Raw genomic sequence first — 23,992 nt, forward strand, 5'->3', positions numbered from 1 at the left:
AAATTCGTTCTAATGTTGTGCATCGATCGTTTTTGTATTTGTAGTTATTTACTTAGACGAATGCACAACATTTTTTATTTCATATCTATATACATATTTATTATTACAATCAATTTGCCTTGTTAATAGCACAACACGTTACTGTTAATGTTTATCTGCCAGCGTTAACGACCCTTATTTACTGTTAATTACTGTTAAGGATTTGCCCCCTTTACGACCGGAATAGATAGTTTTGTAAGGATATAAAGAAGATTGATGCGACAACGAATCAGGAATATACTTATCCTCATGTGTATCTGTATCCTTGGAATTTTCCTTTTCCAGGGAGCCTGGTTGTATAATTCTTATCGTATCAAGCAGGATCAGTTTAAGAAAGAGATCAACGAAGCCCTGCGTACGGCTGTTTTCAACAAACAGTTTTCCGATGTGCACCGGCAGTTTTATGATCAGGGGTATATACGTTATTTTAACCGGGGACGGGGAAATGGTAAGGATACCCTCAGGGTATTAAGGAGGCATGGTCATACCCCTGCGGAGTGGCACAACGGGCCTCCTCCTGATATCAGAAGGGAACCTACCCGTATTTATGTGGACACACTGGCAAGGCAGATTTCTGAGTTTCTTATCACCAATGGTAAAAACGACAGCAGCAACCTGAAGAAGCTGGATTCCATCTTCCGCATAGAGCTTAGTAACAGACAGATCACTACGTCCTATCAACTCGACACCTTCCATATGGATTATACCAACATGGAAAGAGAGAGTTTCCGCGACAGTATACGCCGCCGGGGTCCCAGCCAGACGTCCAAGATCCCCTTCAATCCTGCCAGCAGCCTTTTTGTGCAGGCCAGCTTTGAATCGCCCCTGCAGTTCATCCTGCAACGTATGATCTGGACCCTGCTGGCATCCGTAACCTTGCTGGTGCTTACTACCTTGTGCTTCATCTATATGCTCCGCACTATTCTGAAACAAAAGAAACTATCTGAAGTAAAGAACGACTTCATCAACAATATGACGCATGAGCTGAAAACGCCCATAGCCACTGTGTCTGCGGCTGTGGAGGCGATGCAGAACTTCAATGCTCTTAACGATCAGCGAAAGACACAGAACTACCTGGATATTTCCAGGAATGAGCTGCAACGTTTGTCAGACCTGGTGGAAAAAGTATTGCATATTGCTGCTGAAGAGAAGGAAGACGTTGAGTTGTACAGGGAAGATACGGACCTTAATGAGATCATCGACAACATTCTTTCCAACCATCAGCTGAAAGCCGGAAAGGTACTGCAACTGCGGTACGACAACAATCTCTCCGGCCGGCTTGTTAAAGTGGACAGAACGCATCTCGCAAATGCCATCAACAACCTGGTGGATAATGCTATCAAGTATTCAGGCGACCAGGTGCAGCTGCGCATACGTTGTACAGAAGAGAACGGCGTACTGAAGATCATGGTGAAAGATAATGGCATTGGTATTCCCAGGGCTTACCTGGAAAATATCTTCGACAAGTTTTTCAGGGTGCCTACCGGCAACCTGCACAATGTAAAAGGCTTCGGGCTGGGATTGAGCTATGTGAAGAAGATCGTGGACATGCACGGTGGTACGATCAAAGTGCACAGTGAGCAGGATAAAGGTACAGAGTTCATCATCACCATTCCGGGCGTATAAACCAATCAAAACAGGCTATGGCAAAAGTATTACTCATAGAAGACGAATGGCAGTTGGGACAGATTGTGAAAGACAGCCTTGAAATGAGAGGTTTTGAGATGTTGTATGCACCTGATGGAAAAGAGGGGCTGAAACTTTTTCAGCAGGAACGTCCTGATGTGGTAGTACTCGATATTATGATGCCTAACATGGATGGCTTTAGCGTTACCGCGGAAATCCGCCGGCAGGACAAGTTTACGCCTATCATTTTCCTGACGGCAAAATCGCAGACGGCAGATGTGGTAAAGGGTTTTGAACTGGGCGCCAACGATTACCTGAAGAAGCCATTCAGCATGGATGAGCTGATCGTGCGTATAAAAGCTTTGCTAAAGCGATTCAGCGATCATCCGGGCGTGCGTGAGATGGAAGAAGGTTCTGTAGCTATAGGGCAGTATATTTTCAACTATGCCAAGCAAACCCTTACCCGCAATAACACCACCGAGTTCCTCTCCCACCGCGAAGCAGAAATCCTGCGCCGGCTATATGACAACAAGAATGAAGTAATGGAGCGAAAAACAGTGCTACTGGACCTTTGGGGGGATGATAATTTCTTCAATGCGCGGAGCATGGATGTGTTTATAACCAAACTTCGCCGCTATCTGAAAGAGGATGCCCGTGTACAGATCGTAAACATCCGGGGAGTGGGATATAAACTGATCTTTTAGTGATGCCGGTTTTACTGCTAATCGCTTATCTTTGTTGTTTATGGAACAGTTAGTACAGCAAATAGCAGCCTATAAACAGGAAATAGAGGCTTTCACGCCCGCCGGAGCAGCCGACCTGGAGCAATACCGCATAAAATTTCTGGGTACAAAAGGTATCGTTAAAGCCCTTTTCGGGGAAATGAAACAGGTACCTAATGACCGCAAGAAAGAGTTCGGGCAGATACTGAATGAGTTCAAGCAACTGGCAGAAGCGCGGTATGAGCAGTTCAGCGATCTGAAAGACACTGGCAGCGACAACCATGCAGATGTGGATTACACGTTGCCGGAAGCGCCTCTCCGCCTGGGTACCCGTCATCCTATCAGTCTTGTTCGTAATAAGATCATCCGCATCTTTGAACGCCTGGGCTTTACTATCGCTGAAGGCCCTGAGATTGAGGATGACTGGCATAACTTTACTGCACTGAACCTACCTGAGAACCATCCTGCACGTGATATGCAGGATACTTTCTTCATCAGCAAGAATCCTGACTGGCTGCTGCGTACACAAACCTCTTCCGCCCAGGTAAGGGTGATGGAGCAGGGCAAATTGCCTATACGTGTGATCAGCCCGGGAAGGGTATACCGCAATGAAACTATTTCTGCCCGTGCACACTGCTTCTTCCACCAGGTGGAAGGTTTATATATCGACGAGAACGTATCTTTCGCAGACCTGAAGCAAACCTTGTATCACTTTGTGAAAGAGATGTTCGGTGAAAATACCGGTATCCGTTTCCGTCCTTCCTATTTCCCATTTACAGAGCCAAGTGCTGAAATGGATATCTCCTGCTTTATCTGCGGTGGTACAGGATGTTCTGTCTGCAAGCAGACGGGCTGGGTGGAGATCCTGGGTTGCGGTATGGTGCACCCGAAAGTACTGGCCAACTGTGGTATTGATCCGGAGAAATATACCGGCTTTGCCTTCGGTATGGGGATAGAGCGTATTACCATGCTCAAATACCAGATCAAAGACCTTCGTCTGTTTTCAGAGAATGATACCCGTTTCCTGGAACAGTTTGAAGGAACCGTATAGTTATTTTGGTATTTTTTTATGTGGTTATTTAGTTATTTGAAATGCTACGGAGATCAATAATTGTTGTTTGATATAACACAATCTCCGCGGCATTTCAAATAACTAAATAACCACATAAAAAAATAAAAAAATTCCATAATGATAAACACTATCGCCATATGCGGCGCTGGCACAATGGGTGCAGGTATTGCACAAGTGGCAGCTAACAGCGGATTCACCACCATACTTTTCGATATACAGGAGCCGGGGCTTGAAAAGGCCAGGAACCAGATAACGAAAAGCCTGGGTGTAGCAGTGGAGAAAGGACGTCTTTCTGCAGAAACGAGAGAAGAGATACTGCAACGTATCACCTTTACTTCTGATGCGGCGCACTGCGTGGCCGATGTGATCATAGAAGCCATTGTGGAAAAGATGGAGGTAAAAACGGCCCTGCTTAACCAATTGGCAGAGATCAACCGGGAAGATACCATCTTCGCCACCAATACCTCTTCCCTTTCTGTTACTGAGCTTGCAGCATCTGTATCGGTGAACCCTTCAAGAGTGGCCGGTATGCACTTCTTCAATCCCGCGCACGTGATGAAACTGGTGGAGGTGATCTCCGGTACGCAAACATCTCCGGAGACAGCAGACATTGTGTATGAACTGGCATTGCAGATGGGTAAAGTGCCGGTACGTGTAAAAGATTCTCCCGGTTTTATTGTGAACCGTGTAGCCAGGCATTATTACCTGGAGGCTATGCGGCTGGCGGAACAGGGTGTGGCAGATTTCAGTACTATCGATCAATTACTGGAAAGCGCCGGTTTTAAAATGGGGCCTTTTGCCCTGATGGACCTGATCGGTAATGACATTAACCTGGCTGTTACACAGTCGCTGTATGATGCGTTCCGGCAGGCGCCACGCTTCAAGCCAAGCATACTGCAGGAGCAGCGGGTTAAAGATGGGAAACTGGGTCGCAAAACGGGGATAGGATTTTACAGATACGAGCAATAGTATAAACACGGGAAGATCTCTCAAAACAAAGAAATCATATTTTTGAGCCTTCATCCTAAGAAAAGCATTTAATCTTCATGATTTTAGTAACCGGGGGAACAGGGTTTTTAGGCAGTCATTTGATACGGACGCTGGCAGATGCCGGCAAACCGGTAAGGGCGTTGTACCGTAAACAACCTTCTCCACAGTTACAGGATCTCTCTGATAAAATTGAATGGGTACAGGGTGATATACTTGATGTTTGTACCCTTGAAGATGCCATGAATGGCATTACGCAGGTGTATCACTGCGCGGCTGTAGTATCATTTCAGCCCGGAGAGCGTGACAGCCTGCTGAAGATAAATGCGGAAGGCACGGCCAATGTGGTGAATCTGGCCCTTGATGCCGGCGTGCAGAAACTGGTGCATGTAAGCTCCGTGGCTGCTATTGGAAGGGCCAGGGAGAAAGCGGCTATTGATGAAGACTGTGAGTGGGAAGAAAGCCGCAACAACTCACAATACAGCATCAGCAAGTACCAGGGTGAGATGGAAGTATGGAGAGGAATAGCGGAGGGACTTGATGCGGTAATTGTGAATCCTTCCATTATCCTTGGAGCCGGTTTCTGGGATGATGGTTCCGGCGCGTTGCTGAAGAATGCCTGGAAGGAATTTCCGTTTTATACTACTGGGGTGAATGGTTTTGTAGATGTGAAAGATGTAGCAGAAGCGATGGTACAGTTGATGGATAGCGATATCAGCGGGGAGCGTTTTATTCTTTCTGCGGAGAACTGGGATTATCAGCGGCTGTTCACTACTATGGCACATGCATTGGGTAAGAAGCCGCCACATATAGCAGTAAAACCCTGGATGGCGGAAATAGTGTGGCGTCTGGAAAAGGTAAAGGGTATGTTTACCGGCGGTAAGCCGTTGGTGACGAAAGAAACTGCACGCACTGCACAACTGAAGGTATACTATAACAGTAACAAGATCCTGGACGCATTACCGGGATTTAGTTTCAGGCCACTGGAACAAACCATTAAAGAGATTTCTACAGTCTTTCTCGACAAAAGAAGCCAGCCGATGGCTGTACATGCAGGTTAACGCTTGCTAAATCCTTAAAGCTAATTTCTGAGCAGGATGGCAGCGATGGCAGCGGCCACGGGTTTGCTGATATCAGCATCTGCATCTTTGCTGACCCATATACGGGGCTTGCTGCCTGGCATTACAGCCGCAACTGGCTGTCCGCGATACTGGAACTCATAACAGATATTTTCGTAGGAATTCACCTTGCCAAAACGATTGTGGGCGGTAATACGTATATCCGTATCAGAAGATCTTAAAATGCCAGCTGCTTTATTGTCGTTCAGCTCCAGGTAGGAAGATGTTTTCAATATCAGTTCCCAGCGTTTTAAAGGGTCATTTCCGGTGCCGTTGATCAGTACGTAATAGATGGTTGCATCAGGCGCCAAATCGTTTAATCCTGCCGGTAATGAGCGGTTGGTAAACGCGATACGTTTGGTACCCATGGTTTGTACAGGCAGACGTTCATTATTACCGGTAAGCGTGAAGCTAAATGGATTTTTCGGGTCTTTGATAAAAGACGCATTCATGGCGTCGGATACGCCATTTTTACGGGATGATGTGGTATATGGACCAAAGCTGATCGTTTTGGCAGAGAACCAGCCATCATCTGTTTTTATTTTCCATTCCTGATCATTGCTGTAAAGAGAGGGTGTAGTCCTGGCCTGTCTGGTGGCGGTACAGGAAAACATGATTACCAGGATTAGCAGGTATCTGAGCTGTTTCATTTTTCAGGGCGGCTTTATTTGATTTTGAGATTTGGGGATTTTGAGATTTTGGAATTCATAAATGCGGGGAAGATGATGTTATGTTTAACAAAATACAGATCTCCGCTGCATTTATGAATTCCAAAATCTCAAAATTCCGAAATCCCTGAATAATTTATTTTTTCAGCATGCTCCACATTTCGGGGATGCGTTTGATCCAGGCGAGTTCTTTTTTCTTCTGACGGGCATCTTCTGCGGGATAACCGAAGTACACTTTACCGCCTTCCAGTGATGAGGGCACGCCGCTCTGTGCCAATACTATTGCTCCTTTACCGATTACCAGGTCTTTGGATACACCTACCTGTCCCCACAGAATAACGTTGTCTTCTACACGCGCTTTGCCACCGATACCTACCTGTGCGGCAAACAGGCAGTTCCTGCCGATCACTGTACCATGACCAATGTGTATCATGTTGTCGAACTTGGTACCGCGACCTATGATTGTATCTCCGCTCACGCCTTTGTCGATGGTGCAGCCTGCGCCTATCTCCACATCGTCTTCGATGATAACACGGCCGCAGCTTTCCATCTTGTCGTACATCACTTCCCTGTCTGCTCTTTTCTTGAAGTAAAAAGCATCGGCGCCTATTATGGTACCTGCCTGGATAATTACATTATCGCCAATAACGCAGTGGTCGTAAATGGTAACGTTGGGATGAATGAGGCAGTTGCGACCTATCCTTACATGATTGCCAATGAATACGTTAGGTTGTATGATAGTGCCTTCTCCGATTACTGCCGTATCACTGATTGCCTTTGTTGCGGGTTCAAATGGACGGAAGCGTTTCACCAGTTTCACATAAGCACTGAAAGGATCATCCAGCACAAGCAATGCCTTACCTTCCGGGCAAGCAACCTTCTTGTTGATGATAATGATCGTTGCTGCCGATTGCAGGCTGGCATCATAGTACTTCTCAAAGTCTACAAACGAAATGTCTCCTGGTTCTACTTTATGTATTTCATTGATGCCTGCTGCTATCAGCTGGTCGTTGCCAACCAGCTCTGCGCCTATGTATGCCGCGATTTCAGTTACTGCAACCGGTGATTCGAACTTCATAAAATCTGAATTATTGAGTAATGTTTAAGTGCGACAAAGGTAGTAAATCGGTGCAACCAAATACTAAAATCGGGATGGATGATGAGATGGTTTTGTAGTTTTCAGACTGTTGTTATCCACAATTATTTTAGTAGTGTGAATAAAATTTTTTGCAATTTTTTTCTTTTGTCATGAAATTCTTTTTAATATTGTGTAGGGAAATTTATTTCCCTGTACTTACTAACCCATTCACATAATAAGAAAGTCTGATTGTTAAAGCGGTCAGACTTTTTTTATTGCCTCTGAAACCCGCATGAATAAAGCGTTACAGCTGATCAGTATTTTATCCTGCTTCAAAAACTCACGCCGTTAGCATCATTCTTCTTTCGTAAAACAGCATAAAGGGAGCCAAGAGCAAAATCCGGTTTTGAGGGGAAAACGATGTTTTGAGCTGCTGAAAGTATAAAATCAGTCAAGATTTTGGGATTTCGGGATGTAGGAATTTCGGGATTTATAAATGCAGCGGAGATCTGTAGGTTGTTAATCGTAACATCGTCTCCGCTGCATTTATAAATCCCGAAATTCCTACATCCCGAAATCCCAAAATATCAGCTCAGATGGCTTTACTGAACAGCTGTGATTGAGGAAACTGACGCCACAAACGAGCATCAAATGCCATACATATGTTCCGTATAAATGGCCGTCCCTTGCTGGTTACAGCTACCCTGTCCGGAATCACATTTACCAGTCCGTCTTTCTCCAGCTCCTGTAATCTTTGCAATCCATCCATTACTGCATCACATTGTGTGTCTGCTTTGTGCCAGGTTGTTTCAAAATTGCACATCAGTTCCTGTATATGCCTTCTGAGCAACAGGTCTTCTTCATTCAGTATATGCCCCCGCACAACAGGGAATATCCCTTTATTTACCAGCTCCTGCCACGTAGCAATGTTCTTCTCATTTTGTACATAGGCATAGCGGCTATCTCCGATAGAGGATGCTCCCAGTCCTATCAGCAGAGAGGTGTGTGAAACGGTATACCCCATGAAATTGCGATGCAGCTGCCCTTTCTCCGCAGCCTGAAATAGTTCGTCGCCGGGCAACGCAAAATGATCCATACCGATTTCCGTATATCCATTCCGGACAAACAGGAGTTTGCCCAGCTCATAAAGGCGCCGTTTCTCGTCTGGCGCCGGCAGATCATCTTCTGAATAACGGCGCTGTCCCACTCCTCTGATCCAGGGTACATGTGCATAGCTGTAGAAAGATATTCTATCGGGGCGCAACTGCATCACCTTATTGATTGTGTCCTGCATACCACATGTTGTTTGCAGCGGCAATCCGTATATCAGGTCAAAATTCACGGCGGTGAAACCTGTTTGCCTTGCCTGTTCTGTAACCTTCGCTACTGTTTCAAACGGCTGTATACGATTGATGATCTCCTGTACTCCCGGATCAAAATCCTGAATGCCCAGACTGATACGTCTGAAGCCAAGATCATACAATACCTGCAGATGCTCCGGCGTCGTATTGCCTGGATGACCTTCAAAGCCCAGTGATGCATCCGGTAAGAGCTCGGCACCAGAGAATATACCGTCCAGTAATGTGCGCAGATTACCCGCGCTAAAGAAGGTAGGTGTGCCTCCGCCGAGATGTACTTCTTTTATACGCGGTTTGCTTCCAAATGTGTCCAGATACAATTGCCACTCCTTCAGCAGGGCGGTTATATATGGTTCTTCCACGGCATGGTTTACGGTAATGTACTTATTGCAGCCGCAGTATGTGCATAGCTTTTCGCAGAACGGAAGATGTATATAAAGACTGATACCGTCACGATGGTTATGCTCGCGGAAAGATTGCTGCAGCAATGTTGACCACTGCTGCAGTTCAAAGCTGTTTTCATCCCAATATGGTACAGTCGGATAGCTGGTGTACCTGGGCGCTGCTACGTTGTATTTGCGGATAAGATTCATGATAACTTATGGTTTATGACAACAATGTTCTACTACCTTTTCGCTTTGTGCAGACATTACAGGACTGATGTATGGAATGCCCAGGTTCAGGCCGCGCATGATAAGCAGTATGCCCATCAGTGCTATTGCAACAGGTATAAGGCGCCGTATCCTGTTACGCACATTGATACTGATAAGATGACTAAACCAGGTGACCGCCATCATAGCAGGCATAGTGCCTGCACCAAAGGCAGCCATAAATACCATTCCCTTTAGCACAGAACCGGTGGCAACTGCTCCAGCGATGCCGAGGTATACAAGTCCGCAGGGCAGCAGTCCGTTGAGGAAGCCGATAGCATAGAGGGTACTGAAACGCTGGCGGCGAAGTAATGTACCGAGTGTTGACTTTATTTTTGAGGTGAAGATATCCGGGAGGTATCCGCCTTTTGCGCTGCGGATGCCGGCATACTTCAGTAATACGATCAATAGCAACAGGGTGCCGATGGTAACAGACAACCATTGTTGCATTCCTCCCAGATAAAACTGCCTGCCCAGCCACCCGAACAATATTCCCATCAGTGCATAGGCTGTAATACGACCTGCATTGTAAAGCAGGATACCAGCGGCTTTAGCGGCGCCTTCCGGGTGCTGTACAGGTAATGTAAGCGCAATAGGCCCACACATACCAATACAATGAAAACTGCCAACAAAGCCAAGCACAAAAGCTGTAATGAACATATCTGAAAATTTATGCCTGATCAATCAATATCCAGGCCTTGTTCCTGGTAATAAGGTTTACCCTCCGTTTCCCATTTTACCTTTACCTCATACTGCCCTTTGAACAGCATACTGCGGGCAATCTGCTGTTGTCCGTTCTCATCGGGTTTTACAGGAAGCAGCAGGTCTTTACGTGAATCGGCGGCGCAATAGAATTTGATGCTCCCGGAAATTCTGTGTCCGCGTATTTCTTTAGGAAATGTGACCACAACGCTGTTATCTGATTGGGAGATCAGCACCGGAACGGATAGTGCGGCCAGGTTGTGCCTGCCATCAATTACCTGCTGATACTTCAGCTCTTCACCGTAATAATCAGGTGTGACCATGTCTATTTTTGTACGCATGCTCTTGAAAACCAGTGACAGGATGCCGGCGGCGAAGAGCACAAACACGATAATGATTTTATATCCCCAGTTCATGATATTATGTTTCTCAGGTGAATAATGATATTGTTATTGCAGTGGTCCGAGGAAAGAGGTGCGCATGCGCGTGATCTGTTTCCCGTTCTGATAAAGCCGGATGTATACGGCAGATTTCCTGTTGTGCAGGTTGCTGCGGGGTAGTACCACAAAGAAAGTGCCTTCACCCTGTCCTTCTGCTTTTACAAGGACCTCTGTACGACCTACCATTTCGACTTTGCCTGCTTCATCTTCCAGCTGCAGGGTAAGGGGAATATCGATAGTTGTTTTATTGACAAGTTTGATGCGGTAAAGATTGCTGATGCTGTCTGCACCGCGTTCCTGATATAGTATGCCTGCGGTGCGCATGATAGTACCACTTACTGGTTTGCGGCTTGCCAGCAGGAAGACGATGGCACCCAGCAGCAAAACGAGGATACCGGAGTATATTTTAAGCCTGGGCGTGAAATGCAGCTGTTGCTGACGGGCGATACCATTTTCAGATGCATAACGGATCAGGCCTTTGGGACGGCCTGTTTTTTCCATCATATGGTCGCAGGCGTCGATACAGGCGGTGCAGTTGGTACATTCCAGCTGGGTGCCGTTGCGTATATCTATTCCTGTTGGACATACTTTCACGCATTGCGCGCAGTCGATGCAATCTCCTGTGGCTCTTGAGTCATCTTTGCGGTATTTACCACGGGGTTCACCCCTTTTGTAATCGTAGGCAACCACGATACTGTCTTTGTCGAGTAACACACCTTGCAGGCGGCCATAAGGGCATACTGCGGTGCATACCTGCTCCCGCAGGAAAGCAAACACCCCATAGAACACTCCTGAAAAAACAAGGATGGCAGCAAAGCCACCGGTATGTTGTGATAACGGTTCAGTAATGATTCCGCCCAATGCCCTGGCTCCGATGATATAGGCCAGGAATAAATTAGCAATAAGGAATGACAAGGCATAAAAGACGAGGTGTTTGCCTGTTTTGCGGAGAATTTTTTCTGTGGTCCAGGGTTGGCTTTGCAGCAGCCGTTGTGCGCCGGCATCGCCTTCGAACCAATATTCTATACGGCGGAACAGCATTTCCATGAAGATGGTCTGAGGGCACATCCAGCCGCAGAAAAGACGGCCAAAAGCCATTGTAAAGAGCACAATGAAAAGAATGAATGCCACCATAGCGAGGCCGAAAATAAAGAAGTCCTGCGGCCAGAATATAGCGCCAAACAGGATGAACTTACCTTCTACCACATTCAGCATAAATAAAGGCCTGCCATTTATAGAAATAAACGGCAGGCTACAAAAAACACTAAAATAAAAGATGCTGAGAAGGCTGCGAAGGTTATACCAGCGCCCTTTCGGGCGTTGAGCAAAAACCCATTTGCGCTTTCCCTGCGTATCAACTGTGGCTAGACTATCTCTGAAAGTGGTATTTCCCGTATTCATGACTTATTCTTTTGCTCCTTGCGGATCTTTCTGATTGGGAGGGTTAGTTCCATGGATGGACTTGATGAAGCTGGCAAGCTGAGCGAGCTGCTTCGGTGAAAAATCTTCCTGCCAGGATTTCATCCCTTTATCAGGAACGCCGTATTTAATGGTTTTGAATACTTCGTTGATCTTACCGCCATGCAACCAGTAGTCGTCAGTGAGGTTAGGCCCCACCACGCCCTGGCCTTGCGGACCATGACAAGGCGCGCAGCTGGATACAAACAGTTTCTGTCCAGCCGCGAGATCGTTAGGATCTTCCAGCAATTTCACGTTGTTCTCATCGATATTATTGGCGGCATTTTTCAGGTATTCCTCCCTGGCAACAGCGGCTTTCTCTTCAGCCATCGCCAGCTCCTGCAACTGATTAGGGGCAGACTGTGAAATTTCTGTACGCCAGAAATAAACTACACCGAAGCATACACTGAAAATGAAGCCCCATTTCCACCAGGGTGGTGTGGGATTGTTGAGCTCATGGATACCATCAAAATCATGTCCCATGTCTTCTTCTGTTTCAGAAGCGGCGTCAAGTGTTCTGGTTTTATTGAGTTTCTCCAGCCAGGATATGCGGGGTGTACCGGGAACTGTTTCAGCGGCAGGTTTACGTTTACGCCTGATGCCCACCAGGAAACGCAGAACGAATAGCAATGCAATGATCACACACAGTTCCAGCGCTATGATGGAAATAAGCAGGTAAAATGAGGGTTGAGACAACCTGGTGAAGTAAGCGCTGGCGACAGGTGCAGCATCCTGCCCGAAGGCAGGACTGCTGCTAATCAGCGCAATACTGATCATGCCGATCATCACTACTATTGTTTTTGCAGTATCGTTCTTCATCTTCTCCCGGAAAATATCCACTGCACCTGTTACCGCATTGCCAAGTATGCCTATTACCAGCAGCAGTCCTCCTATTACAGCGAGCAGTAACAGCGCTACCGGATCTGAAAGCTCTGATGGCGGTTTGGGACCATCCGCAAAGGCGGGAACACTGCATAGCAGGCAGGCGCCGAGTATATTTAAAAGTTTCCTGTTCATACGTTGCATTCTTTTATAGACTTTTGATGTCATCATTACTTTCCAACGGTATCCGGCTGATGTGATCCACCATGTTCTTATCTGCTTTGAATGCCCAGATAGATGCGATTACAAAGAAGATGGAGAAGATCAGCAGTGATGTAAGCGGGTATATGCTGATGCCCGCGATGGATTCGAGATAATTGATGAATTTCATGACCGAAGTTTTTAAAATGACTAGAAGGTTTCCGCAGTTGTGGCTGGTTTGGGAACAGGTTCGGATTTAATATCTTTTCCTATCCGTTGCAGATACGCTATCAGTGCTACAATCTCACGATCGGCGGGTACCGGCAATTTGTCTTTCTGCAGTGATGCGGCAATACCGGCGGCCTGTTTATCCAGTGCTTTGATCGCTTCTTTTTCATAGCCTTCTGCATATGGGACACCCAGCTTACGCATCACGTTGATCATTGCCGGCGTCTTGCTTTTATCGATGCGCTCCTCAAACAGCCAGGGATATGGCGGCATGATAGATCCCGGCGACATGGAAGTGGGATCAAGCATGTGGTTGAAGTGCCAGGAGTCCGGATATTTGCCGCCAATACGGGCCAGATCTGGTCCGGTACGTTTGGAACCCCACTGAAACGGATGATCGTAGATAAATTCACCGGCCTTGGAGTATTCGCCATAACGGGCTACTTCATCCCGGAAGGGGCGTATCATCTGAGAGTGACAGGTGTAGCAGCCTTCGCGGAGGTATATATCGCGGCCATGTAACTCCAGCGGAGTATAAGGCTTCACGCTGCTGATGGTGGGAATATTACTACGTATGAGGAAGGTAGGCACCATTTCAATGATACCGCCAACGGCTACGACCACGAGACTGAATACAACCATCTGCACGGGGCGGCGCTCGATCCAGTTATGCCAGTGCGTTTTACCATGCGTAGCGATTACCTTGGGCAACGGGGCTGCTTCTGCCACTTCATTGGCTACAAAAGAGCCGCGGCGCACCGTCTTATACAGGTTCGCGATCATCATTACCAGTCCGCTAACATATAGTAACCCGCCAAATGCGCGCAAGGCATACATTGGTACGATGGTGGTCACCGTTTCCAGAAACTGGTATTTCAGTTGTCCTTCTTCGGTAAACTGTTTCCACATCATACTTTGTGTGAAGGCAGCCCAGTACAGCGGTATCACATAGAAGATAATACCCAGTGTGCCTATCCAGAAGTGGGTGTTGGCCATTCTGCGGGAATAGAGTTGTGTGGAGAATATTCTTGGAATGAGCCAGTAGAGGATACCAAACGTGAGGAATCCGTTCCAACCCAATGCGCTGACGTGTACGTGTGCAATGGTCCAGTCGGTATAATGGCTGATTGCATTTACATTTTTCAGGGACAGCATCGGGCCTTCGAAAGTGGCCATACCATAGCAGGTGAGCGCCACCACAAAGAACTTAAGGATAGCGTCTTCGCGGACACGGTCCCATGCACCGCGGAGTGTGAGCAATCCGTTGAGCATACCGCCCCAGGATGGAGCTATCAGCATGATACTGAACACGGTGCCGAGCGATTGTGCCCATTCAGGTAAAGCTGTGTACAGCAGGTGATGCGGACCAGCCCATATATAAATAAATATCAGTGACCAGAAGTGTATGATAGACCAGCGGTAGGAGTATACTGGTCTGTTGGCTGCTTTGGGAACGAAGTAATACATCAGCCCGAGGTATGGCGTGGTGAGGAAGAATGCCACCGCGTTATGTCCATACCACCATTGTACCAGCGCGTCCTGAACGCCGGCATACCAGCTGTAGCTCTTGAACAGTGCCAGCGGGTACTCGAAGGAGTTGATGATATGCAACATGGCAATAGCTACCCAGGTACCGATATAGAACCAGATAGCCACGTACAGGTGTGATTCACGCCTGCGTAGAATAGTACCCAGCATATTGGCGCCGAAAACAACCCATATGAGGGTAATAGCGATATCAAACGGCCATTCGAGTTCTGCGTATTCTTTACCGGTAGTATATCCCATGAGCAGGGTCAGTGCACCGCCGGCGATGATTGCCTGCCAGCCCCAGAAGTGGATCTTACTCAGCACATCGCTGAACATACGCGCTTTGCAAAGTCTTTGAAGGGAATAGTATACGCCCATGAATATACCATTGCCCACAAATGCAAAGATTACGGCATTGGTATGCACGGGCCTGAGACGCCCAAAGGTAGTTGGTGCATAGCCAAGGTTCAGTTCAGGGATTACCAGCGACAGCGCCGCCCATAAGCCTGCGAGCATGCCTATCAGCCCCCAGAACATACAGGCGTAGGCAAACCATTTCACTGTGCGGTTGTCGTAATAAAATTTTTCGAGAGACATAGTGCTGTTTATTGTTACGTAAATGTTTTCGTTTAACCGTTGCTATTATTGTTATCTGGCTTGTCTTCAAACAGGATGCGGTGTGCCGGCGAGTAGTCGTCTTCGAACTGCCCGCTTTTTACTGACCAGATAAAGGCCACGAGGAAGCCTGCCGCCACTGTCAGACTGGCTCCCAGTAAAAGGATAATTACACTCATGATCTGTTTATTTTACAAGCAGGAATCTTGCTGTTTCCAGCGCCTGCAAGGCATGTATCTCATTTGCCCGGAATGTGCGTACATCGCCGGTTTCCAGTACTGTTACTTCTTCATTCAGCATGAAGGCTATCTTGCCAGCCAGTACAAGTACCATAGCGTCGGAGGCCGACGTATGCGGCGGGATCTGTTGCCCTTGCCGGAGTATCATCAGGTTAGCATCGAAGCGTTTTGTTTTCAGCACTACGCAACTTTTGATCTTTTCATTCCCTTCCACTTGCAATACATTCATACGTATATAGCGGGTTTAGCTTTTTCTGGTATATTGAGACAGTGATAACAATCCAAACAAAGCTTGCCCGTTACGGCATGCAGGTTTTTGCCTGCCTGCCGTTCATTTCAATCACGGGCCCTTTTTAACGGGCACTTTTAAGGAATTGCTATGTATGTTACGTTTATACTACAAAGTTAGAAATGCCCATATGGCAGGGCAATGATATAACTCAACCCTGAATATGATTTTTATCAGATATCGTTTGAGATCCTTTATTGATAAGGCTTTTACCGCTCCATTCACTCAGTAGCCAGGTAAGCAGCACAATGCTGACAGAGCTGGCAGGCATTAGTATAGCCGCTACCAGTGGAGATAAGAGGCCTTGTACGGCAAAGTACAACCCGGTTATATTATAGATCAGTGATACCGAAAAAGTTACCAGTATAATCCGTTTGTTTGCCTTGCATAACCGGATGAAATCCAGCAGCAACGGTAGCTTTCGTGCTTCGAGTATGCCATCACTGGCGGGTGTGAAGTTGTTGCTGTCTTCTGCCAGCGAAATACCAATGTCACTTTGTTTGAGTGCACCGGCATCATTCAGGCCGTCTCCAATCATCATCACTTTTTTTCCCTTCTGTTGCAATGAAAGGATGTAAGCCAGTTTATCTGCGGGCTTTTGTTTGAACAATAAGGTGGCATCAGGTCCCATCAGCCTGCGCAGGTGTATTGCTTCGCGGTCATTGTCGCCACTCAGTACGGTGAGCGGATAGTGCTGTTGCAACACCTTCAGCAATCCGCGGATACCGGGACGATAGCTGTTACGGATGGTAAACAGTCCTTTCAGTTTTTCATTTATAGCAAGAAACACGACGCTGCCTTCAGCGGTATTCTGCTTTGGCGCGCCGGCAAATTCCGCATTACCCAGCCGGAGAAAGTTACCGTCTACCCAGCCGCATACACCCAGGCCGGGAAAGCTTCTGAAATCATGTACATGCAGCAAAGTACCGTCGCCACAGTATTGGAGGACAGACTTACTCAACTGGTGTGATGATTGCGCTGCGAGTGTAGCTACCAGTCCTTCTTCATATATAGAGAGCCCTGTGCCATAGTATATTACATCGCTTCCTGTTTTGTTGGTAAGCGTACCGGTTTTGTCAAAAACAATATGCGTGGTTGCGGCGAGATTTTCAATAGCCTGTGCATTGCGCAGGTACAGCTGATTTCTGCTGAGTATACGCAGGATATGACCATTGGTAAATGACGATGTAAGCAATAATGCACAAGGACAAGCTATGATAAGAATAGCTGTGACGGCAGCCCATATACGGGCTGGTTCATGAACGGCCCAGTAGGCGGCGCTTACGGCTGCAATGAGCAGCACCACCCAGGTGAAGTATTGTCCCAGCAGATGAACAAATGATACATGTTTTTCTTCCCTGTTTTTCAGCTCATCCCTGTTCCACAAGCTGGTGAGATAACTTTGCGCTACCTCTTTCACCACTAGCAGTTCTAAATTGCCATCCATCTGCCTGCCGCCGGCATAGGCTATCTCTCCTACTGCTTTGCCTACGGGGTTTGATTCACCGGTTACAAAGCTGTAGTCGATGAACGCGGCGCCTCTCACAATGATGCCGTCGGCGGGTATCAGTTCGTTGTTGTGTATCAGCAGTGTGTCGCCGGTTTTGATGTCTGGTAGTGCCGTGGAAGTTTCTTTACCGTCTTTTATAACATTGACGGCAATCGGAAAATAAGCAGTATAATCGCGATCGAAAGAAAGCCCCTGGTATGTTTTATCCTGTAAGATTCTCCCCATCAACATAAAAAATACAATGCCTGACATCGAATCAAAGTAACCGGCGTTACCATGATATACTTCGGTCAGGCTACGTATGAAAGTAACGATGATGGCCAGTACAATGGGCACATCAATGTTGAGAAACCCATGTTTAAGTCCGCTCCAGGCGGATTTGAAGAATACCTGCGCACTGTAGAAGAAAACAGGAAGTGCGAGTAACAGGTTCATGTATCTGAACAGCGTATTCATCCCTTCATCTGTGTGTCCGCTGCCGGAGAAGTATTCCGGAAAGCTCAGCAACATAATATTGCCGAAGCAGAAGCCGGCAACTCCGAGCTGATATATCAGACTGCGTTTGATACGCGGTTTTTTATCCTGGAGATCCTGCAAGCTGATGTATGGTTCATAACCAATAGCAGTGAGTATCTCTGCCACATGCCTGAGTGAAGTTTGCTGGTGCGAGAAGATAATAAGCGCTTCTTTCTTACTAAAGTTAACGGTTACGCGTTGTACACCAGCATCAAGGCGATGCAGGTTTTCCAGCAGCCAAAGACAGGAACTGCAATGGATATGCGGAATGTAGAAGCTCACATGTGTTTGTGTATCGTCGCGGAACTGTATCAGCTGTTGTTCTATTTTTTCATCTTCCAGGAAGGCGAATTTGTCTCTCCTGACTGTAATGCGCTGATTGACACCCGGTTGATTATTGAGTGTGTAGTATTCGCAAAGGTTGTATTGGTGTAGTATTTCGTATACCAGCTTGCAACCCTGGCAGCAAAACACTTTTTCTTCCAGGGTGATGGTATTGTTTGCACAATCCTCCCCGCAATGGTAGCAGGCTGTTTGTATGTTGATCTTAGAAGATGTTGCCATTAGTCTATACTTATATCGTTATCGTTATTCGCATGGTGGTGGAATATGTTACAAGCGGGCAATACAGCCGGATAGAGAATATTCTGTTCTACATATATCCATTGCTGCAAGAGCTGTTCTGTTGTGAACATATTGCTGATGCATAGTTTATAGGCGCTGCTCCAGTAGACCTGAACGAGGTAATGGCTGGTGATCTGCCTGATCTTCTGGAGCATGAGCAGTATTTTCTGGAATGACTGGTGGATGTTTTCGTATATAGAAGGTTGCAGTTTGCGGGTATTGTGTGAAGCTATATTTCTAATGAGGGGAAAGATGAGTGCATGCTCTTTACGAATGAGCAGCAGGCATTCAGTCTGCATTCTGGAGAACAGCAGGTGTTGTAGGTCGGCGACAGCTGGTGCGGTTGGGTCTTCCTGTTTCCCGGTATTGAAATAAGCGATTACCTGTGCTGCTGTTTGTTCAACAGGAAGGTGAAACTTACTGCTGATCACATCACAGAGAGCAGCGGGCGTCATTTCATGAAAGTTGATGATGGCATTAGCATATGCGGGCATATGGTAGGTATTTTGTGCAAACACAAAATTACCGGGCGCACAGTGTGGAGGCTATGATATGAGTCAAGCGGGAATATGATATTTGTCAGGTAAAATTAGTCCTGGAGGTTGGCGGTTCTTACAATTTCATCGAGATCCAGGAGGCGGATTTTTTTGCCTTCGAGTTCTATCATTTTATCTTTTTTGAACTCGGAGAGCAGGCGTATGGCGGATTCTGTGGCGGTGCCTACGAGGTTGGCTATTTCTTCACGGGAGAGGCGTACATTGAGGGTGTGGCCATCTTGTTCAAGGCCGTATGTTTCTTTGATGAAGAGCAGGGTTTCTGCGAGCCGTTCCCGCACTGGTTTCTGAGCCAGGTGTGTGATTTTGAGTTCTGCTTTGCGCAGTTCGCTGGATAAGATGCGCATCATTTCAAAAGAAAGAGAGGCATCTTTTTGCAGTATACTCAGGAAGAGGTCTTTGGGAATGAAGCAGATGGAAGAGTCTTCGAGTGCCGTGGCTGTAGCGGTATAACGTTCGTTGCTGAGCAGGGCTTTATATCCCATGATGTCGCCATCTTTAACAAGGCGTATGATCTGCTCGCGGCCGTCATCGCCACTATGCGATAACTTGATCTTTCCGTCGTTGATGCAGTAAACACCAAAAGGATAAGCGCCTTCATGGAAGATCACCTGTCCTTTCTTGTATATGGAGCACACTTTGGCTGCATCAATCTCTTCCAGGTTGCATAGCTCTGCTTTGCAGAAGATGGACGAGAAGCGATCCTTACAGTGCTGGCATGAAGGGTTCTGAATGTTACTGCTCATATCAATTCTGCAAAAGTACTAATTTACGGCTCCTTAACCAAAGTTAATGCAGTTGTGTCACTTTATTATTATGTGATTTATAAGCCATATGAGGTGTTGTCGAGGTTTACGCCAGAGGGTAATAAAGCCTGTCTGGCAGACCACTTCAAGGTTCCGCAGGATGTGTACCCGGTGGGACGTCTCGACTATGATAGTGAGGGGCTGTTGTTGCTCACGAACGATAAGTCATTGAACAGCAGGCTGCTGTTACCGCAGCATGCGCATGAAAGAGAATACTGGGTGCAGGTGGATGGTGCTGTTACCAATACAGCTGTGAAGCAATTGCAAGAAGGCGTGCAGATTACGGTAGATGGGAAGGTATGGCGTACTAAACGATGCATTGCAGAGATTTTTTCTGAAGAACCTCAGCTTCCGGACCGTAATCCGCCTATACGTTTCCGGAAAAGTATTCCTGCGCCATGGATCAGGATGATACTGAAGGAAGGTAAGAACAGACAGGTGCGCAAGATGACTGCCGCCGTTGGTTTCCCGACGTTGAGGCTTGTACGTTATCGTATTGAAGAACTGACAGTGGAAGGCATGCAGCCAGGAGACATGCTATCATTAAGCCAACGTGAGGTATATAAAAAACTACGCCTGAAGGAGTTTTAATATTTTGATTATATTGAGAAAGAAGATTCAAAATCCGTCGATTATACTGTCCGACGTCTAAATAACTGAATTTCAGGATAACTAATCCCGAAATTTTAACTAGGTTTGTCTCCTACAAAATTCTATTATGCTGAAATCAATGACCGGCTTCGGAAGGGCAGAAAGCACAAGAGGCGAAACAAATATCGTGGTTGAGATCAAATCGCTGAACGGAAAGCAGTTTGAAGTGAATCTGAAATTTTCTCCATTGCTCAAGCCTTATGAGTTTGACATTCGCTCGCTCATGCAGCAGGTCTTGGTGCGTGGCACACTTGATGCATCCATCAACATCCGCCAGAATGGCGCTACCCGTCCGGTGGTGATCAATACGGATCTGGCAAAATACTACTATCAGTCTATCACTATGCTGGCCAATCAGCTGGAGCTGCCCCAGGGGGATTTGCTGAACATACTGATGAAGTTGCCGGAGGTGGTAACACCCGCTACGGAGCAGATTTCTGAGGAAGAATGGAGAGATGTGGAAGATACCCTGAAAGCGGCTCTGGAAGACCTGGACATACACAGGATCGATGAAGGCAAGATGCTGGATGCAGACCTTGAACAACGGATTACTAACATTGAAGCCTATACGATAAAGGTGCGCGAACTGGACCCGCTCCGCAAAGACCGCATACGCCAGCGCCTGGAATCCCTGTTGGCAGAGCATGTCGGCAAAGAGAATGTAGACGGCAACAGGCTGGAGCAGGAATTGATCTTCTATCTGGAAAAGCTCGATATCTCCGAAGAACTGGTCCGCCTGGAAAATCATCTCCGTTATTTCAGGGAGATACTTAAAGAGGAAGATGCGGTAAAGGGTAAGAAGCTGGGCTTTGTGCTGCAGGAAATAGGCCGTGAAATCAATACAACCGGCTCCAAGGCCAATGATGCCGGTATACAGCAATGGGTGGTGCTGATGAAGGACGAGCTGGAAAAAGCCAAAGAACAAGTTTTAAATGTTTTATAGCAAGGCATACAACACCATATGAAGAAACTATTCCCGCTAACAGCGGGCTTATTCCTGATGGCGCTGGCCTGTAAGCCGCCGAAAATGGATGCTTACGAGAAAAACCTGGAAATACCCGGGCATAGCTGGACATACGATTACAAGCCGTCTTTTGAAGTGAACATCCAGCCGGAAGATACTGCATGGCTTTATAACATATATGTGAATGTGCGGCATACAGATGCTTATCCCTATAGTAACATATGGCTGCTGGTAGGCACGCAATATCCCGGCGACAGCATTCCCAAAGAACAACGAGTGGAGCTGCCTCTGGCCGATATCGGCGGCAAATGGCTGGGAACAGGAATCGATGACATTATCGAGCACCGTGTTCCTATCCAGCAGAAAGCCATCTTCAATCATCCGGGCACCTATAAATTTTCTTTTGAACAAAACATGCGGCAAAATCCGCTTCCCAGGGTAATGAATGTTGGTTTGCGGATAGAGAAAGCCGGCAAACGGCCATAATGAAAAAATTTTTCCATAGAATGCAGGACGGTAAGTCCGTTTCCTTCATTTATTTTCTGGTTCTCGCATATACGATCATCGCCCTTATCTGGTGGGGCGTACTCCTGTTCAGGCAAAGCGAACAGATCACCCGCTTTGAACTGCAAAATCTCTCCCTGCGCGTAGATAGCTTGGCGCAGCCAGTAGAGCATCAGCTGGAACTACAGCGTATTGCAAAGGAAGACCAGATGCGCTCCTTCAAATATATCGGAGAAGGGATCACCTTTCTGGGCATCATCCTCATCGGCGCCCTATTTGTATACAGGGCCGTCTGGAAATACATGAAGCTCAGCAGTCAGCAGCAGAATTTTATGATGGCGGTAACGCACGAACTGAAATCCCCCATCGCTGCAGCAAAGCTCAACCTGGAGACTATCCGCCGTCACCGGCTTGATGAAGAGAAACAATCGCGGCTCATTGACAATACTATCCGCGAAACCAACCGGCTGGATCAGCTTTGTAACAACATCCTCCTGGCCGCCCAGCTGGAGACTCATAGATACCAGCTGTTTAAAGAACCGCTGAATTATTCGGCACTCCTCGAACAAGGTATCAAAGAGCTAGGCGGGCGTATAGGCACACACGTTGTAAATGCGGATATTCTGCCACATATATGGCTCGAGGGCGATAGGCTGACATTGCAGATCATACTCAGCAATCTGGTGGAGAATGCCGTGAAATATGCGCCCCGCAATACTTCTATTAGTGTAAGACTGTTTATAGCCGATAAACACCTTAAACTCCAGGTGGCAGACGAAGGCCCCGGCATTCCTAAAGAAGAGTGGGATCGTATATTCCTGAAGTTCTACCGGGTAGGGAACGAGAATACCCGTAAGGCAAAAGGATCCGGCCTTGGCCTGTTCCTTACCGCCAAGATTGTGGAACAGCACGGCGGCCGGATTGAAGTAAAGAACAATACGCCTACAGGAGCTTGTTTTGAAATAACATGGCCTCAATATTCCGTGCAAACTGCGTAAATTAGATGACCGGATGCAGGTTTACCCCTGCTCCGTTATTTGAGTAAAACAAACTATAACACATGAAGGAAGCGACTAAGGCATCAATACTACTGGTAGAAGACGAAGAAAATCTCCAGGAAGCACTGAAGCTGAACCTGGAGCTGGAAGGATATGAAGTAACAGCGGTTGACAACGGCACGGCTGCGCTGAAAGCAGTGAAAAATGAATACTTTGACCTCATCATACTTGATATCATGCTGCCCGAAATGGACGGCATTGCAGTATGTGAAAATATCCGCATTCAGAACAATGAAGTCCCTATCCTCTTCCTGAGCGCCAAAAACAGCAGCGCTGACCGTGTGCTGGGGCTCAAAAAGGGTGGTGATGACTACATGACCAAGCCATTCAACCTGGAGGAGCTGCTCCTCCGCGTTGAAAAGCTGATCGTAAAAAACAAGAAGATCCAGGATAAAGACAGTGTTCCCAACGTTTACCGGTTTGGTAACAACATGATCGACTTTGCCGCGCAGGAATGCGTAGGTAAAGATGGCAAGCACTATGAGCTAAGTAAGAAGGAAGCTATGCTCCTGAAGCTCCTGATCGAAAACAAGGGGGAAGTAGTAACCAGGGAAAAGATTCTGCAGGTGGTTTGGGGATATAACGTATACCCTACAACCCGCACCATTGATAACTTCATTCTCAACTTCCGCAAATATTTTGAGGAAGACAGCCGCAATTCCAAATACTTCCACTCCGTAAGAGGTGTTGGCTATAAGTTCACCGAATAATATTTAGTGATTTTTTTATGTAGTTATTTAGACTTGATAGAATCCTATCAAGTCTAAATAACTACAAAAAAAAATCACTAAATATTTTCTGGTTGCTAAATCCTTTTTATACCAGTTTTCCGCGTTTTCTCCCCGTTCTCCTGTAAAAATCTGCCTCCGGAGAAATGAGCCTTTATATTCGTATTGAATTAACCGCCTTCATGTCACTCATTTCGAGCGCCGCGTCCGCGCCGGGACCGGTCGTCGGGTCGCC

General features: G+C 46.9%; 24 protein-coding genes. 10 read left to right on the forward strand and 14 right to left on the reverse strand.

Annotated features, from left to right (window positions below):
* Positions 1-255 precede the first annotated feature (255 nt).
* The 5 genes from VM802_RS24285 (at position 256) to VM802_RS24305 (ending at position 5,507) form a co-directional block, all read left to right on the forward strand.
* On the forward strand, positions 256-1,665 hold the full coding sequence (locus VM802_RS24285) for a sensor histidine kinase (protein ID WP_325535520.1): 1,410 nt from the start codon (positions 256-258) through the stop codon (positions 1,663-1,665).
* Positions 1,666-1,682: 17 nt separating this feature from the next.
* A complete protein-coding gene (locus tag VM802_RS24290; RefSeq protein ID WP_325535522.1) occupies positions 1,683-2,369 on the forward strand; it encodes a response regulator transcription factor in 687 nt (228 codons plus the stop codon).
* A gap of 40 nt (positions 2,370-2,409) precedes the next feature.
* A complete protein-coding gene (gene pheS, locus VM802_RS24295; RefSeq protein WP_325535524.1) occupies positions 2,410-3,438 on the forward strand; it encodes a phenylalanine--tRNA ligase subunit alpha in 1,029 nt (342 codons plus the stop codon).
* Positions 3,439-3,576: 138 nt separating this feature from the next.
* Positions 3,577-4,428, forward strand: a complete 852-nt coding sequence (locus VM802_RS24300) for a 3-hydroxyacyl-CoA dehydrogenase family protein (RefSeq protein ID WP_325535526.1) — start codon at positions 3,577-3,579, stop codon at positions 4,426-4,428.
* A gap of 77 nt (positions 4,429-4,505) precedes the next feature.
* A complete protein-coding gene (locus tag VM802_RS24305) occupies positions 4,506-5,507 on the forward strand; it encodes an NAD-dependent epimerase/dehydratase family protein (RefSeq protein ID WP_325535528.1) in 1,002 nt (333 codons plus the stop codon).
* Between the two features lie 20 nt (positions 5,508-5,527).
* On the opposite strand, the gene VM802_RS24310 is transcribed toward VM802_RS24305, so the two are convergent.
* From VM802_RS24310 to VM802_RS24375, 14 genes are all read right to left on the reverse strand, one after another.
* Positions 5,528-6,214: a hypothetical protein gene (locus VM802_RS24310; RefSeq protein ID WP_325535530.1), complete on the reverse strand. Its 687-nt coding sequence runs from the start codon at positions 6,212-6,214 to the stop codon at positions 5,528-5,530.
* A 154-nt stretch (positions 6,215-6,368) separates the two neighbouring features.
* On the reverse strand, positions 6,369-7,310 hold the full coding sequence (locus VM802_RS24315; RefSeq protein WP_325535532.1) for a UDP-3-O-(3-hydroxymyristoyl)glucosamine N-acyltransferase: 942 nt from the start codon (positions 7,308-7,310) through the stop codon (positions 6,369-6,371).
* Positions 7,311-7,902: 592 nt separating this feature from the next.
* Positions 7,903-9,261 carry an oxygen-independent coproporphyrinogen III oxidase gene (hemN, locus tag VM802_RS24320; protein WP_325535534.1) on the reverse strand — a complete coding sequence of 453 codons (1,359 nt, stop codon included), beginning with the start codon at positions 9,259-9,261 and terminating at the stop codon, positions 7,903-7,905.
* Between the two features lie 6 nt (positions 9,262-9,267).
* Entirely contained in the window at positions 9,268-9,978 is a 711-nt protein-coding gene (locus tag VM802_RS24325) for a sulfite exporter TauE/SafE family protein (protein WP_325535536.1), read from the reverse strand.
* A gap of 20 nt (positions 9,979-9,998) precedes the next feature.
* A complete protein-coding gene (locus VM802_RS24330) occupies positions 9,999-10,436 on the reverse strand; it encodes a FixH family protein (RefSeq protein WP_325535538.1) in 438 nt (145 codons plus the stop codon).
* Positions 10,437-10,469: 33 nt separating this feature from the next.
* Complete coding sequence (ccoG, locus tag VM802_RS24335; RefSeq protein ID WP_325535540.1) at positions 10,470-11,861, reverse strand: cytochrome c oxidase accessory protein CcoG; 1,392 nt, start codon at positions 11,859-11,861, stop codon at positions 10,470-10,472.
* Positions 11,862-11,864: 3 nt separating this feature from the next.
* Positions 11,865-12,935, reverse strand: a complete 1,071-nt coding sequence (locus VM802_RS24340; protein ID WP_325535542.1) for a cbb3-type cytochrome c oxidase N-terminal domain-containing protein — start codon at positions 12,933-12,935, stop codon at positions 11,865-11,867.
* Positions 12,936-12,948: 13 nt separating this feature from the next.
* Positions 12,949-13,131 (reverse strand): CcoQ/FixQ family Cbb3-type cytochrome c oxidase assembly chaperone, encoded by a 183-nt coding sequence (locus VM802_RS24345; protein ID WP_325535544.1) that lies wholly within the window; start codon positions 13,129-13,131, stop codon positions 12,949-12,951.
* A gap of 20 nt (positions 13,132-13,151) precedes the next feature.
* Positions 13,152-15,296, reverse strand: coding sequence for a cytochrome-c oxidase, cbb3-type subunit I (gene ccoN, locus VM802_RS24350; RefSeq protein WP_325535546.1), 2,145 nt, complete (start codon positions 15,294-15,296; stop codon positions 13,152-13,154).
* A gap of 32 nt (positions 15,297-15,328) precedes the next feature.
* A complete protein-coding gene (gene ccoS, locus VM802_RS24355; protein ID WP_325535548.1) occupies positions 15,329-15,493 on the reverse strand; it encodes a cbb3-type cytochrome oxidase assembly protein CcoS in 165 nt (54 codons plus the stop codon).
* A 7-nt stretch (positions 15,494-15,500) separates the two neighbouring features.
* Entirely contained in the window at positions 15,501-15,782 is a 282-nt protein-coding gene (locus tag VM802_RS24360; RefSeq protein ID WP_325535550.1) for a cupin domain-containing protein, read from the reverse strand.
* Positions 15,783-15,993: 211 nt separating this feature from the next.
* Positions 15,994-18,432: a heavy metal translocating P-type ATPase gene (locus VM802_RS24365; RefSeq protein WP_325535552.1), complete on the reverse strand. Its 2,439-nt coding sequence runs from the start codon at positions 18,430-18,432 to the stop codon at positions 15,994-15,996.
* A complete protein-coding gene (locus VM802_RS24370; protein ID WP_325535554.1) occupies positions 18,432-18,986 on the reverse strand; it encodes a hypothetical protein in 555 nt (184 codons plus the stop codon). The genes VM802_RS24365 and VM802_RS24370 overlap by 1 nt, the downstream gene beginning before the upstream one ends.
* 95 nt (positions 18,987-19,081) lie before the next feature.
* Positions 19,082-19,792, reverse strand: a complete 711-nt coding sequence (locus tag VM802_RS24375) for a Crp/Fnr family transcriptional regulator (protein WP_325535556.1) — start codon at positions 19,790-19,792, stop codon at positions 19,082-19,084.
* A gap of 54 nt (positions 19,793-19,846) precedes the next feature.
* On the opposite strand from VM802_RS24375, the gene VM802_RS24380 reads away from it, so the two are divergent.
* The 5 genes from VM802_RS24380 (at position 19,847) to VM802_RS24400 (ending at position 23,739) form a co-directional block, all read left to right on the forward strand.
* Positions 19,847-20,443 (forward strand): pseudouridine synthase, encoded by a 597-nt coding sequence (locus VM802_RS24380; RefSeq protein WP_325535557.1) that lies wholly within the window; start codon positions 19,847-19,849, stop codon positions 20,441-20,443.
* 127 nt (positions 20,444-20,570) lie between these two features.
* Positions 20,571-21,446, forward strand: coding sequence for a YicC/YloC family endoribonuclease (locus tag VM802_RS24385; RefSeq protein ID WP_325535560.1), 876 nt, complete (start codon positions 20,571-20,573; stop codon positions 21,444-21,446).
* Positions 21,447-21,464: 18 nt separating this feature from the next.
* Positions 21,465-21,953, forward strand: coding sequence for a gliding motility lipoprotein GldH (gene gldH / locus VM802_RS24390; RefSeq protein WP_325535562.1), 489 nt, complete (start codon positions 21,465-21,467; stop codon positions 21,951-21,953).
* On the forward strand, positions 21,953-22,969 hold the full coding sequence (locus tag VM802_RS24395) for a sensor histidine kinase (RefSeq protein ID WP_325535564.1): 1,017 nt from the start codon (positions 21,953-21,955) through the stop codon (positions 22,967-22,969). The genes gldH and VM802_RS24395 overlap by 1 nt, the downstream gene beginning before the upstream one ends.
* 62 nt (positions 22,970-23,031) lie before the next feature.
* On the forward strand, positions 23,032-23,739 hold the full coding sequence (locus VM802_RS24400; protein ID WP_325535566.1) for a response regulator transcription factor: 708 nt from the start codon (positions 23,032-23,034) through the stop codon (positions 23,737-23,739).
* The last annotated feature ends 253 nt before the right edge of the window (positions 23,740-23,992 follow it).

This window comes from Chitinophaga sp. (assembly GCF_035538455.1).
GTDB lineage: Bacteria > Bacteroidota > Bacteroidia > Chitinophagales > Chitinophagaceae > Chitinophaga.